12 protein-coding genes are annotated in these 13,159 nt (G+C 74.4%); 5 read left to right on the top strand and 7 right to left on the bottom strand.

Going from position 1 to position 13,159, the window contains the following annotated elements:
* Nucleotide 1 precedes the first annotated feature (1 nt).
* On the bottom strand, nt 2-316 hold the full coding sequence (locus C5507_RS09660) for a hypothetical protein (RefSeq protein WP_104528308.1): 315 nt from the start codon (nt 314-316) through the stop codon (nt 2-4).
* A gap of 94 nt (nt 317-410) precedes the next feature.
* Between C5507_RS09660 and C5507_RS09655 the strand changes: the two genes are divergently transcribed.
* Together C5507_RS09655 and C5507_RS09650 are read left to right on the top strand one after the other, a co-directional pair.
* Nucleotides 411-2,429, top strand: coding sequence for a protein meaA (locus C5507_RS09655; RefSeq protein WP_104528307.1), 2,019 nt, complete (start codon nt 411-413; stop codon nt 2,427-2,429).
* Nucleotides 2,430-2,673: 244 nt separating this feature from the next.
* Nucleotides 2,674-4,032 (top strand): dicarboxylate/amino acid:cation symporter, encoded by a 1,359-nt coding sequence (locus tag C5507_RS09650; RefSeq protein WP_104528306.1) that lies wholly within the window; start codon nt 2,674-2,676, stop codon nt 4,030-4,032.
* Between the two features lie 43 nt (nt 4,033-4,075).
* On the opposite strand, the gene C5507_RS22215 is transcribed toward C5507_RS09650, so the two are convergent.
* Nucleotides 4,076-4,942: a hypothetical protein gene (locus C5507_RS22215; RefSeq protein WP_130504248.1), complete on the bottom strand. Its 867-nt coding sequence runs from the start codon at nt 4,940-4,942 to the stop codon at nt 4,076-4,078.
* A gap of 53 nt (nt 4,943-4,995) precedes the next feature.
* A complete protein-coding gene (locus tag C5507_RS09640) occupies nt 4,996-6,207 on the bottom strand; it encodes a sensor domain-containing phosphodiesterase (protein ID WP_158657554.1) in 1,212 nt (403 codons plus the stop codon).
* Between the two features lie 112 nt (nt 6,208-6,319).
* Between C5507_RS09640 and nucS the strand changes: the two genes are divergently transcribed.
* From nucS to C5507_RS09625, 3 genes are all read left to right on the top strand, one after another.
* Nucleotides 6,320-6,991, top strand: coding sequence for an endonuclease NucS (gene nucS / locus C5507_RS09635; RefSeq protein ID WP_104528347.1), 672 nt, complete (start codon nt 6,320-6,322; stop codon nt 6,989-6,991).
* Between the two features lie 85 nt (nt 6,992-7,076).
* Nucleotides 7,077-8,858 (top strand): 3-hydroxyacyl-CoA dehydrogenase family protein, encoded by a 1,782-nt coding sequence (locus tag C5507_RS09630; RefSeq protein WP_104528304.1) that lies wholly within the window; start codon nt 7,077-7,079, stop codon nt 8,856-8,858.
* Nucleotides 8,859-8,957: 99 nt separating this feature from the next.
* The gene (locus C5507_RS09625; RefSeq protein ID WP_242611130.1) at nt 8,958-9,167 is read left to right on the top strand and encodes a hypothetical protein; all 210 of its coding nucleotides are present in this window, start codon (nt 8,958-8,960) and stop codon (nt 9,165-9,167) included.
* 57 nt (nt 9,168-9,224) lie between these two features.
* Here the strand turns inward: C5507_RS09625 and C5507_RS09620 are convergent, their stop codons facing one another.
* The 4 genes from C5507_RS09620 to C5507_RS09605 form a co-directional block, all read right to left on the bottom strand.
* A complete protein-coding gene (locus tag C5507_RS09620) occupies nt 9,225-9,866 on the bottom strand; it encodes a class F sortase (RefSeq protein ID WP_104528302.1) in 642 nt (213 codons plus the stop codon).
* 10 nt (nt 9,867-9,876) lie between these two features.
* A complete protein-coding gene (locus tag C5507_RS09615; protein ID WP_242611378.1) occupies nt 9,877-10,716 on the bottom strand; it encodes a DUF4397 domain-containing protein in 840 nt (279 codons plus the stop codon).
* 103 nt (nt 10,717-10,819) lie between these two features.
* Nucleotides 10,820-11,626 (bottom strand): hypothetical protein, encoded by an 807-nt coding sequence (locus C5507_RS09610; RefSeq protein ID WP_158657553.1) that lies wholly within the window; start codon nt 11,624-11,626, stop codon nt 10,820-10,822.
* 186 nt (nt 11,627-11,812) lie between these two features.
* Entirely contained in the window at nt 11,813-13,063 is a 1,251-nt protein-coding gene (locus C5507_RS09605) for a coiled-coil domain-containing protein (protein WP_104528300.1), read from the bottom strand.
* Nucleotides 13,064-13,159: the final 96 nt, after the last annotated feature.

The following is a 13,159-nucleotide window of genomic DNA, read 5'->3' as shown; positions in this document are numbered from 1 at the left end:
CTCACTCGGGGGAGCCGAACGCCGCGACGAGCTCCCGCGCGCGGCCGGCGTCCTCGGGGAAGACCAGGACCTCCGCCCGGTGCGCGCCGGGGAAGCGGACTGTGGAGCGGATGCCGGCGTCGGACAGCAGGGCCCGCAACTGCAGCGCCGACTCCCGGTGGGCGAGCGTGGCCACCCGGGTCAGCAGCCCGTCGTCGGCCGCCGAGGGGCCTGGGGCCCTCGGGCCGCTGAACGCCCACCGCGTGAACAGCACGAGGCCGATCAGTGCCATGACGGCCACCGCCGGCCCGATCAGTCGTCCCGCGTCGACCAGCATGGCGCTCCCTCCTCGGCCCCGTTCGAGTGTGCCACCGCACCCGGTGCCCCCGTGGGGCTGCTACCGGCGAGTAGCCGCCCTACACTCCGCCGGTATGCCGTTCCCTTCGAAGCCGTCGGAGCGCGACCGCCCGTGGGTCATGCGCACGTACGCGGGCCACTCCTCGCCGGCCGAGTCCAACGCCCTGTACCGGCGCAACCTCGCGAAGGGCCAGACCGGGCTCTCGGTCGCCTTCGACCTGCCGACGCAGACCGGGTACGACCCCGACGACGAGCTCGCCGTCGGTGAGGTCGGCAAGGTAGGCGTGCCCGTCACGCACATCGGTGACATGCGTGCCCTCTTCGACGGCATCCCGCTCGACGAGATGAACACGTCGATGACCATCAACGCGACCGCCATGTGGCTGCTGGCCCTCTACCAGGCGGTCGCCGAGGAGCACGGGCACGACACCAGCTTGCTCGCCGGCACGACGCAGAACGACATCATCAAGGAGTACCTGTCGCGGGGGACCTACGTCTTCCCGCCGGCTCCGTCGATGCGGCTGATCACCGACATGGTCGCCTACACGGTGACGACGATGCCGAAGTGGAACCCGATCAACATCTGCAGCTACCACCTGCAGGAGGCCGGGGCGACGCCGGAGCAGGAGATCGCCTACGCGATCAGCACCGCCATCGCGGTCCTCGACTCGGTGCGCGACTCCGGCCAGGTGCCGCAGGAGCAGTTCGGCGAGGTCGTCGCCCGCATCTCCTTCTTCGTCAACGCGGGCGTCCGCTTCGTCGAGGAGATGTGCAAGATGCGCGCCTTCACCCGGCTCTGGGACGAGCTGACCGAGGAGCGCTACGGCGTCCAGGACCCCAAGCACCGGCGCTTCCGCTACGGCGTCCAGGTCAACTCCCTCGGGCTGACCGAGGCGCAGCCGGAGAACAACGTCCAGCGGATCGTGCTGGAGATGCTCGCGGTGACCCTCTCCCGGGACGCCCGTGCGCGCGCCGTGCAGCTGCCCGCGTGGAACGAGGCGCTGGGTCTGCCCCGCCCGTGGGACCAGCAGTGGTCGCTGCGGCTCCAGCAGGTCCTCGCCTACGAGACCGACCTGCTCGAGTACGAGGACCTCTTCACCGGCTCGGTGGTCGTGGAGAAGAAGGTCGCCGACATCCTCGAGGGTGCCCGGGCCGAGATCGCCCGGGTGCAGGAGATGGGCGGCGCCGTCGCGGCCGTCGAGTCCGGCTACATGAAGGGCCAGCTGGTCGGGTCGCTCGCCGAGCGCCGCCGCCGGATGGAGAGCGGTGAGGACGTCGTCGTCGGCGTCAACAAGTTCGACACGACCGAGCCCAACCCGCTCACCGCCGACCTCGACACCGCGATCATGATCGTCGACCCGGCCGTCGAGGCCGCCGCCCAGGAGGCGGTGCGGGCGTGGCGCGCCGAGCGGGACCCGGAGCCGGTGAAGAGGGCGCTGGAAGCACTCCGGGAGGCTGCCTCCTCCGACGTGAACCTGATGCCGGCCACCCTCGACTGCGCCCGCGCGGGCGTGACGACCGGCGAGTGGGCCGGCGTGCTGCGCGGGGTGTTCGGCGAGTACCGGGCGCCCACCGGGGTGGCGGCGGCCGCCGGCGGGGGGGAGGCCGACGAGGCGCTGACCGACGTCCGGGAGCGGGTGCGGGCCACCGGCGAGGAGATCGGCGGCCGGCTGCGCTTCCTGGTCGGCAAGCCCGGTCTGGACGGGCACTCCAACGGCGCCGAGCAGATCGCCGTCCGGGCCCGTGACGCCGGCTTCGAGGTCATCTACCAGGGCATCCGGCTCACGCCCGCGCAGATCGTCTCGGCCGCCGTCGAGGAGGACGTGCACGTCGTCGGGCTGTCGGTGCTCTCCGGCTCCCACCTGCAGGTGGTGCCGGCGGTCCTGCGGGGGCTCAAGGAGGCCGGGCTGGACGACGTCCCGGTCGTCGTCGGCGGGATCATCCCGGACAGCGACGCCCGCCGGCTCCGCGAGCAGGGGGTGGCCCGGGTCTTCACGCCCAAGGACTTCGGGCTCAACGACATCATGGGGCAGGTCGTGGACGTCGTCCGCGAGGCGAACGGCCTGGGCGACAAGGTGCCGGCCCCGGCCTGATCCCGTGCACGACGCGGCCGCCGGGACACCGGCGGCCCCGTCGTGGCGCGCGGGCCCCCGACCGGGTGAATCACGGCACAGGCGGGATGGTTCCGCGCCGCGGCGGCATTGAGGCGTCCGTGCAGAACGTGTGGGGGCTGACGCGACGGCGTGCCCTGGACCACGGGCGGACGACGACCGCGAGCTGTTGAGCATGCGCTCGACCCTCGCCGTCCTCCTCCTCCCTCAGAACAGGTAGTCCGCCGTGCTCGCTCGTCTCGGCCGTGTGCCCTTCGCGGCACAGGTGCTCCTCGCCCTCGTCCTGGGCGTGGCCCTCGGCCTCGTCGCCCGTGACATGGGGCCGGTCGGCCCCGAAGAACCCAACTGGCTGGCCAGCACCCTCCAGACCGTCGGCAGCACCTTCGTGACGCTGCTGAAGGCCCTGGTGCCGCCGTTGATCGTCACCGCCGTCATCGTCTCCATCGCCAACCTCAAGCAGGTCTCCAACGCCGCTCGCCTGGCCGGCCAGACGCTGCTGTGGTTCGCCATCACCGCGCTGATCGCCGTCGGCATCGGCATCGGCCTGGGCCTGCTCACCGAGCCCGGCCGCAACAGCTCCGTGGACGCCGCCAGCGCCGCGGACCCGGGTCGCTCCGGCGGCTGGTTCGACTTCCTCAACGGCCTGGTGCCGGGCAACATCCTCGGCCTGCAGGCATCGGCCGGGGGCGACGGTTCCGTCGGCCTGTCGTTCAACGTGCTGCAGCTGATCGTCATCTCGGTCGCCATCGGGATCGCCGTCCTCAAGGTCGGCGAGCCGGCGGAGCCCTTCCTGGGCTTCGTCCGCTCGGCCCTCGCGGTCGTGCAGAAGGTGCTGTGGTGGGTCATCCTGCTGGCCCCGATCGGCACGCTGGGCCTGATCGGCAACGCTGTCGCCAGCTACGGCTGGGACTCCCTGGGCTCGCTCGGCGTCTTCGCCGGCGCCGTCTACGCCGGTCTCGCGCTGGTGCTGTTCGTCGTCTACCCGGTGCTGCTCAAGGCCCACGGGCTCTCGCCGCTGCGGTGGTTCGCCGGTGCCTGGCCCGCGATCCAGCTGGCCTTCGTCTCCCGCTCCTCGATCGGCACGCTGCCGGTGACCGAGCGGGTCACCGAGCAGAACCTCGGGGTGCCGCGGTCCTACGCCTCGTTCGCCGTGCCGCTGGGTGCGACGACGAAGATGGACGGCTGCGCGGCGATCTACCCGGCGCTCGCGGCGATCTTCGTCGCGCAGTTCTTCGGCGTGGACCTCGCGGTCACCGACTACCTGCTCATCGCCCTGGTGTCCGTCGTCGGCTCGGCCGCCACGGCCGGCGTCACCGGCGCGGTGGTCATGCTGACGCTCACCCTGTCGACGCTCGGGCTGCCGCTGGCCGGCGTCGGCCTGCTGCTGGCGATCGACCCGATCCTCGACATGGGCCGCACCGCGGTGAACGTCGCCGGCCAGGCGCTGGTGCCGACGATCGTCGCCAAGCGCGAGGGCATCCTCGACCTCGAGCGGTTCCGGTCGGGCCGCCCCGCGGAGCCGTTGGCCGCCGCGGAGCGGACCGGCGGGGTCGACACCGACCTGCGCAGCCCCGTCCCGGCCTGAGCGGACGACGGGCCCGGTCCTCTCGCGAGGGCCGGGCCCGTCCTCATGCCGGCGGCAGGTCGGCGCAGCCGGACTCGTGCGGGAGCAGCGGTCGCAGCAGGACCGACCACCGCGAGCCGTCCTCGGCGGTCCACGGCGTCGCCATGGACGCCGACGCCGCCGCATCGAGCAGCGTCCGGGCCGCGGCCCCGGTCGCGGTCACGCAGGTGAGGTCCGGGGCGATCGGCTCGCCGGGCAGTGTCGGACCGGGCCAGCGCTGCTCCGGCTGGGCCGGCTCCACCTCGACGTAGGGGCTCACCAGCGCCGCCACCGCCTCGGGCCGGTACGGCTCCGGCCCGGTGACCCGTTCGGCGCCGAGGGCGGCGGCCGGGTCGCGCAGCTCGTCCAGGAACGCCAGGAGCCGTTCCCGGGCGGCGGTCTGATCCTCGGTCAGGCCGGCCTCCCCGTCCCGCGCCGGACCGAGGTCCATCCCCAGGGCGTAGGCCTCGCGGGTGACGGTCGTCCCGCCGGTCCGGACGGCGAACCGGGTCGCGGTCACGTCGGTCACCGGCGGCTGGCCGAGGTCGCCGGTCTCCGCCACGCCGGCGGCGAGCGCCCGGTCGACCAGGTCCCGCACACCGCCGTCGTCGAGCAGGTGCACCTGCAGGTTCGGCAGCGCCGGCGCCGGCCAGATCGCCGCCACCGGACCGTCGGTGATCAGCCGGCCGTCGGCGTAGACGGTCACCGTCGGGAGTCGGCCGGTCAGCAGGGCCGGCGTCGTGTAGCCGCCCACCTCGGTGACCTGGAGGACCACGGTGGTGTCCGCCGGCGGTGCCGGCTCGGCGGAGCCGTCGCCGGCGGACGCGGCGCAGGCGCCCAGCAGGAGGACCAGGGCCACGGCGGCGGCCGTGCGTGCGGAACGGGTCGGCATACGGGTAGGACGGCACGCCCGCCCCCGAGGTTCCGTCCCGGGCGGGTGGATCGTCACGCGGCGTCCAGGACCTCCTGTGCGGGGCGGGGGCGGCCGAAGAGGTAGCCCTGCCCGTAGCGGACCCCGCGGGCCACCAGGACGTCCCGTTCCGCCTTCTCCTCCACCCCCTCGGCGACGAGGCGGGCGCCGGTCTCCCCGGCGAACGCCACCATGGCCGAGGTCATCGCCTGCCGGGCCGGGTCGGTCTGCAGGCCCATGACCAGCCCGATGTCGAGCTTGATGACGTCGGGGTCCAGCCGCAGGATGTGCCGCAGGCTGGCGTAGCCGGCGCCCGCGTCGTCCACGCTGACGGCGATCCCCGCGCGGCGCAGCCGCCGCGTGACGGTGACGACCGCCTCGTAGTCCTCGATCGGGCTGTGCTCGGTGATCTCCACGGCCAGCGGGCAGCCGACGTGCTCCAGCAGCACGTCGACCACCGACGGGCACAGCAGGGCGTCGGGGGAGAGGTTCACCGCGAGGGTGAGCCCGCCGGGCAGCCGGCCCGCCGCGGCCAGCGAGGCGCGCACCGCCATCTCCTCCAGCTCGACGCCGATCCCCACGGCGGCGGCCTCGCTGAACAGCGCCGCCGGGCCGTCCCCGCCCCACGCGGGGAAGCGGCTGAGGGCCTCGTGCCCGGAGACCGCGCCGGTCACCATGTCGACCACCGGCTGCAGGTGGACCTCGACGGCCCCCTGCGCCAGGAAGCTGCGGACCCGGGCGCGACGGACGGCGAGATCATGGCCGGTCGACGCGCCGGAGGCCCGGTAGTGGTCGCTGATCAGGTCGGCGAGCAGCTCCACGGTGCGCACCGACTCGCCGTCCAGCTGCGCGCCGGGATCGCGGCTGACGCAGCAGAGCATGCCGATGGGTCGCGCGTCGGCGCCCCGCACCGGTGCGCCGACGTAGGAGCCGATGTGCAGGTCGCCGGTCACCGCCAGGTCCCGGGTGCGGGGGTCGCGGTCGGCGCCGGTCACCGCGGGCGGCAGCTGACCGTTGAGCACCCGGACGCAGTACGAGCCCTCCAGCGGGGCCTGCATGCCCTCCTGCACGTTCATGGCGGCCAGGTCGCCGGTGGCCGAGGTGATCAGCTGGCTGCCCTCGGTGAACAGGGACACCCAGGCGACCTCCATGCCCAGCCGGGCGCGGGCGGCGTCGAGCAGCCAGTGCACCCAGTCGCCGGCCGGACCGCTGCCGCCGCGAGCGTCGACCACCCCAGCTGACGTCACCCGGCACATTCTCGGCGCGCGCGGCCCCGGTCACCATCCTTTCCGCGACGAATTCTTTCCGGAACCCGGTGCCGGCGCGGTGACGCCGGCCCGCGCGGTAGCGTCGGTGCCCGTGCGTCTGGTCATCGCCCGCTGCTCGGTCGACTACGTCGGTCGGCTCACCGCCCACCTCCCCATGGCGACCCGCCTGCTGCTGGTCAAGGCCGACGGGTCGGTCTCGGTGCACGCCGACGACCGGGCCTACAAGCCGCTGAACTGGATGACCCCGCCGTGCCGGCTCGACGAGGCCCTCACCGACGGCGCCGGCACCTGGACGGTGACGAACAAGGCCGGTGAGCAGCTGATCATCTCCATCGAGGAGGTGCTGCACGACCACGCGCACGAACTGGGCCCGGACCCCGGCCTGCAGAAGGACGGCGTCGAGGCGGAGCTGCAGCGGCTGCTGGCGCTGCACGTGGAGACCTTCGGCGCGGGGTGGTCGCTGGTGCGCCGGGAGTACCCGACCGCGATCGGTCCGGTGGACCTGCTGTGCCGGGACGCCGACGGTTCGACGGTGGCCGTGGAGATCAAGCGGCGGGGCGAGATCGACGGCGTCGAGCAGCTCACCCGGTACCTCCAGCTGCTCAACCGCGACCCGCTGCTGGCGCCGGTGCGGGGCGTCTTCGCCGCGCAGGAGATCAAGCCGCAGGCGCGGGTGCTGGCCTCCGACCGCGGCATCGACTGCGTCACCGTCGACTACGCCGTCCTCAAGGGCACCGACGACCCGACCCAGCGCCTCTTCTGAGTTACCGGCCGGTAGCCACTGGGTCGTCCGCGGAGCAGTGATGAGAGACTGCCCGCGATCACCGGCGGCAGAGGGAGATGGCACCGTGGCCAGGGAACTGAACGAGGTCGGCGTCGTGGGGCTGGGCACCATGGGTGCCGGCATCGCGGAGGTACTCGCACGGGCGGGCCTGTCGGTCACCGCCGTCGAGGTCTCCGAGGGCGCGCTGGCCCGGGGCCGCGCCCACGTCGAGCAGTCGACCGACCGTGCGGTGGCCCGCGGCAAGCTGGACGCCGCCGAGCGCGACGCCATCTTCGAGCGGATCCGGTTCAGCTCGTCGCTGGAGGACCTGGCGGACGCCGAGCTGGTCATCGAGGCCGTGCCGGAGCGGATGGAGCTCAAGGCGGAGGTCTTCGCCGAGCTCGACAAGATCTGCCCGCCGGACACCATCCTGGCGACCAACACCTCGAGCCTCTCGGTCACCGAGCTCTCGGTCGTCACCGGCCGCCCGAGCAAGGTCATCGGCATGCACTTCTTCAACCCGGCCCCGGTCATGAAGCTGGTCGAGGTCGTGCAGACCGTGGTCACCGAGCCCTCGGTCGTGGAGGACGTCGAGGCGCTGGCCGAGCGGCTGGGCAAGGTCGACGTCACGATCGGCGACCGCGCCGGCTTCATCGCCAACGCGCTGCTGTTCGGCTACCTGAACCACGCGGTGGCGATGTACGAGAACCGCTACGCCTCGCGCGAGGACATCGACGCCGCCATGCGGCTGGGCTGCGGCCTGCCCATGGGCCCGCTCGCGCTGATGGACCTCATCGGCATCGACACCGCCTACGAGATCCTCGACACGATGTACAAGCAGTCGCGCAACCGGCTGCACGCGCCCAGCCCGGTCATCAAGCAGATGATGACCGCCGGGTTGCTCGGCCGGAAGTCCGGCCGCGGGTTCTACAGCTACGCCGAGCCCGGCTCGGCCGAGGTCGTCGCCGACGAGCGGACCCCCACCCCCGGCGGCGCCGCCGAGGGTGCCCGCGACGTGCGGACCGTCGGCGTCGTGGGCTCGGGCACCATGGCCACCGGCATCATCGAGGTCGTGGCCAAGGGCGGCTACGACGTCGTCTTCGTCGCCCGCGCGACCGAGAAGGTCGAGGCCGTGCAGAAGGCGCTGGCCAAGTCGCTGGACAAGCAGGTGGTCCGCGGCCGGCTCGAGGAGTCGGCCCGCGAGGAGATCCTCGGCCGGGTCAACGGCACCACCTCGCTGGACGACCTGGCTGACCGCGACCTGGTCATCGAGGCCGTCGTCGAGTCGCTGCCGGTCAAGGAGGCGCTGTTCGCCAACCTCGGCGAGATCGCCAAGCCCGGCGCCGTGCTCGCGACGACGACGTCCAGCCTGCCGGTCATCGAGTGCGCCACGGCCAGCGGCCGCCCGGCCGACGTCGTGGGCATGCACTTCTTCAACCCGGCCCAGGTCATGAAGCTGGTGGAGGTCGTCTCCACGATCTCCACCGCCCCCGACGTCGCCGCCACGATCCACGCGGTGTCGGCGAAGCTCGGCAAGCACGCGGTCTCCTGCACCGACCGCGCCGGCTTCATCGTCAACGCGCTGCTCTTCCCGTACCTGAACGACGCGGTGAAGATGCTGGAGGCGCACTACGCGACCGCCGACGACATCGACGCCGCCATGAAGGTCGGCTGCGGCTACCCGATGGGGCCGTTCGAGCTGCTCGACGTCGTCGGCCTCGACGTCTCCCTCGCCATCGAGCGGGAGCTCTACACCGAGTTCCGCGAGCCCGGCTTCGCGCCCGCTCCGCTGCTGGAGCACCTGGTGACCGCCGGTTACCTCGGCCGCAAGACCGGTCGCGGGTTCCGGGACTACGCCAGCCGCTGACCGGTGCCCCGTCGCCGCCCTCGGCCGGGCGCACGACCTGCCGGTCGTGCGCCCGGCCGTCGCGTCGACCCGGTCGAGGAGGCGGCGGACGGCGACTGGGTGGTCCGGACGCTCACCGGCTCGGCCACGGGGAAGACCTACCGCTGCCCGGGCTGCGACCAGGAGATCCGGCCGGGGACGCCGCACGTGGTGACCTGGCCGGCCTACGCCCGGGACTCCGACCTGGAACCCTGGGACGTCGACTCCGCGGCCGACTGGCGGCGGCACTGGCACACCACCTGCTGGCGCTCCCGCGATCGGCGCCGGTGACGGAGCACCGTCCCTCCCGGGCGCCGGCTCCCGCTGCCCGGGAGGGGGGCCGGTCCCTCAGCCCACCAGGACAGCGGTCACCACGACGTTGTCCCGGTAGCTGCGCCGGTCGCGGTCGAACTCCCCGCCGCAGGTGATGAGCCGCAGCTCGGCCCGGGGGGTCGGGCCGTAGACCGCCTGGGTCGGGAACCGGGTCTTCGGGAAGCGCTCGGCGCCGGTGACGGTGAACCGGACGGTCGTCCCGTCGGCCCGGTCGATGAGCACCTCGTCGCCGGGCGCGAGGTCGTCCAGCCGGAAGAACACCGCTGGGCCGTCCGAGGAATCCACGTGTCCGGCGATCACGGAGGGCCCGACGGCGCCCGGGACCGGACTCCCCGAGAACCAGCCGGCACGGTCGAAGTCGGCGGGGGGCACCAGGGCGCCGTCGCCGTCGGTGCCGAGTTCGACCAGCGGGCTGTCCACGCCGATCGCCGGCAGCCGTACCCGTACCGGGAACGCCGCCAGGCTGACGTCGCCGCGCTCGGTCACCACGGGGACCGGCGCGGTGGTGCCGGCCGCCGTGCCGGTCACGCCCGCCTGCGCCGCCGTGACGTCCTGGCCGGGGGAGACCAGGGCGACCGCGCCGGCGGCCACCGCGAGGCCGGCGAGCAGCCCCCGCAGCGGCCACCACGAGGGCTGCGGCCGACGGTGGCGGCTCACCGGGCGCACCTCAGGACCGGGCTGCGTGCCGCGCCGGACGTCGGCGGGACCGGGATGCCAGAAGCAGGCCGGTGAGGGCGGTCAGGCCGAGTGCGCCGCCCACGAGGGCCGGGTCCGGCCCGCCGGCCGCCGTGCCGCCGGCGCCGGTTTCCACGCCGCCGGTCGGCACCACGCCCGAGCCCGCGGCGTCCAGGACGGTGCGCACGGTCACCCCGCCCTCCGGCCGGTCCAGGACGAAGAGGCTGTAGACGGAGCCTGCCGCCAGGTGCAGCGGCGCCTCGGTGGGCCTGCCCTCCACCGTGACCGTCAGCGAGCCGGCGTCGCCGGGCACGGTGGCGTAGTCGCCGGCCTCGCCGAAGGCCAGGCCGGTGGCCAGGTCGGTGCCGCCGGCGGCAGCGTCCAGGGTCGGCGCCGTGGCGGCGGCGGAGACGACCCGCACGCGGGCCTGGCCGGACGGTGCGAGCGTGAGGTCGTCCTCGAGCACCTCCAGGCCCAGGTCGGCGAAGCTGCCCACGCCGGCGACGGTGCGGGCGTCCCCGGTGCCGACCTCCAGGGTGGTCGACAGCACCGGCGGCGCGGACGGGTCGGCGCCGGCCTGCCGCATGCTCACCGTGTAGACCCCCGTCGGCACGACCTGGTAGCCGGAGATGGTGCCGTAACCGACGCCGGGCACGGTGAGCAGGGCCGTCCCGTCGCCCGGGTCGGCGACGGAGTCGACGTACACGTCGACCGAGGGGGTGTCCGGGGAGAGGTGGGCCAGGCGCAGCAACCCGTCGCCCTCGGCGGCGGCGCCCGTGCCGGAGGGGGCGATGAGCAGGAAGCCGGCACCCAGCGCGGCGGTGGACAACACACGGATCAACCGGTGCACGGTTCCTCCAGCAGTTCGGGAGCAGACCGGGAAGTGGTCCTGACGTCCATTCGCCCACTCCACGCACCTCCTGTCCAACCGAGCGTCACGGGGATGCGTCGGCAACCAGCGCGTCGGGGTCCGACGCGTAGCGGTAGGACAGCAGCACGCCGTCGTCGGTGACCTCGACCCGGTCGGGCGCGAAGGGAGGGAGCTGCGCCTCCAGCCACGTCCCCAGCTCCTCGGTGGCTGCTTGGCCGGTGCCGACCGGAGCGCCCCCCACGGAGTCGAGCAACACGCTGCGCGCCGGCCCCTCGGCGCCCTCGGCCCGAGGGAAGGCGGCGACGCCCAGGCCCTGCCGGGCGGTGAGCACTGCCAGCAGGGACAGCAGCCGCATGTCGAGGTCGGCCGACCGCAGCACCGCGGCAGCCGGCTCCGGCGCGCGCGTCGTCGGGTTCGCCGCGATCGCCCCGGCCAGCGTGCGTCGTCGGTCGAGGAGCTCGACCGAGGGGCTGCCGGGGGAGGGGTCGCCCAGGACGAGGCCGTCGAAGCGGGCGACCACCCGGCTGCCGGGCTCGGTGGAGCCGTCGGTCACCGTGAGGACGAGGTCGTCGGGCCCGGTGGGCTCGTCGGTCGCCACGAGGTCGTCGGGTGCCCCCGCGGCGAGCAGGTCCTCGCGGGAGTCCTCGTCGGCGCGCAGCCGCGTCCCGGGGGGCAGTTCACGCTCGGCCCACTCCAGGAGGGCCGCCGCGGCCGGGGTGGCGGCTCGGGTGGCGGCGCCGGTCCCGGAAGGGCTGCCGGGATCCGTGCTCGTGGCCGGGGCCGCGGACCCGGTGCCGGCGCCGGAGCGGGCCCCCTCCTCCGAACCCCCCAGTGCGATCGCCGCCGCGGTCAGTGCCGCGACGAGGGTCACCGCGAGGACGAGCGGCCCGCGCCGGCTGGAGCGTGGGCCTCCGGCGCGGTGCCGGGGACCGTGCCGTGCGCTGCGGGTCGGCACCGCACCTCCTCCCCGGCGTGGGTGGTCGGCTCCGCCCGCGGGACGCCGGTCGGCCGCGGGGTGTGCAGGAGTTCGCTACCGCGGCTGGTCGGCCACCGGGTATCAGCCCTGGCGCACCGGCTGGTCGATCTCCTGCGTGCTGCCGGACTGCGGCTCGGCCGTGGAGCCGTTCCGCGAGGGGAGGGGGAGCTGGCGGGTGGTCGGCTCGCCGGTGCGCTCGGGGGTCGGCGCCGGGAACGTGGCGGTCACCGGGTCGGGGCGGGTGGGCTGGCGGGCCGCGGCGGCCTCGCTCTCCCCACGGTTCGCCTGCACCGCCGGCTGCTGCCCCGTCTGGGGACCGGCGATCTGTGCCGGCGACTGGCCGGTGGCCGGCTGGGCGGTGGCGGGCTGGGCGGTGGCGGGCTGGGCGGCGGGCGCCGGCGTGGGCCGGGTCACCTGAGCCGCCTGGGGGGGCGTTGCCGGCACCGCCGGCGCGGGCTCGCCGGCCGGGGTGGGAGCGGCAGCAGCCGCGTGGGTGCGGCGGTCGGTGTCGGCGTCGTCCCGGGCCTGCTGCGCGCGGTCGCTGAGGTCGGGCAGGTTGTCGAGCAGGCGGCGGGCCTGGACCAGCCGGCTGGTCAGCTCGTCGCGGACCTCGCGGATGGCCTCGGCGCGGGCCTCGCCCTCGGCGATCAGCTGGGCGGCGTGCTGCTCGGCGGCGGCGATGCGCTGACGGGCGGCCTGCGTGGAGACGCGCTCGCGCTCCTCCTCGACCCGGGCGGCCTCCGCGCGGCGGGCGCGCTGCGCGATGTCGAAGTCCTCCTCGACCTTGGCGCGGCGGGCCTGCGACTCGGCGTCCAGGCGGGCGACGCGCTCCTGCGCCTTGGCCACCAGCTCGTCGGCGCGGATCTGGGCCTTCTGGGCGATCTGCTCGGCGGTCTGCCGCGCCTCGGCGATCATCCGCTCGACCTCGGCCTGGCCGGCGGCGTGGCGCTCGAGCAGCGCCCGCTCCTCGGCGGCGGTCTGCTCGCGGACGGCCATGGCGTCGGCCTCGGCGGCGCGGCGGATCTCGCCCGCCTCCTCCTCGGCCAGCTGCAGCATGTGCTGGATGCGCTCGCTGATGTTCTCGAACGTGGGGGCGGCGGCGGTCGCGGCCTTGCGGCGCAGCGACTCGATCTCGCCGTGCAGGGCCGACAGCTGGCCCGCCATGTCGGCGGTGCGGGCGACGGCGGCGTCGCGGTCGGCCAGCGCGATGCGGAAGTCGGCCTCGAGCCGTTCGATGGTGTCGGCCACCTGGCTGCGGTCGTACCCCCGCAGAACGACGTCGAACGAGTGCTGTGCCTCGTGCATCGGCAGATCGCGGCGGGGGTCGGTCATGCGTCCATCCTCGCAGAAGGGGGAGGGCGCGTCACCGTCCCGGGGCCGGTGGAAATCCCAGCAGTCCCGAGCGTCCCTGGTGACACGCGGGAGGGG

The organism is Blastococcus saxobsidens (assembly GCF_002938435.1).
Taxonomy (GTDB): domain Bacteria; phylum Actinomycetota; class Actinomycetes; order Mycobacteriales; family Geodermatophilaceae; genus Blastococcus; species Blastococcus saxobsidens.
Note: the sequence above shows the minus strand (reverse complement) of the source record. Positions and strands in the feature narration are given on the sequence as shown.

Coding starts and splice junctions, on each gene's coding strand:
- C5507_RS09660 (WP_104528308.1), bottom strand. CDS start 316: ATGCTGGTCGACGCGGGACGACTGATCGGGCCGGCGGTGGCCGTCATG.
- C5507_RS09655 (WP_104528307.1), top strand. CDS start 411: ATGCCGTTCCCTTCGAAGCCGTCGGAGCGCGACCGCCCGTGGGTCATG.
- C5507_RS22215 (WP_130504248.1), bottom strand. CDS start 4,942: ATGCCGACCCGTTCCGCACGCACGGCCGCCGCCGTGGCCCTGGTCCTC.
- C5507_RS09605 (WP_104528300.1), bottom strand. CDS start 13,063: ATGACCGACCCCCGCCGCGATCTGCCGATGCACGAGGCACAGCACTCG.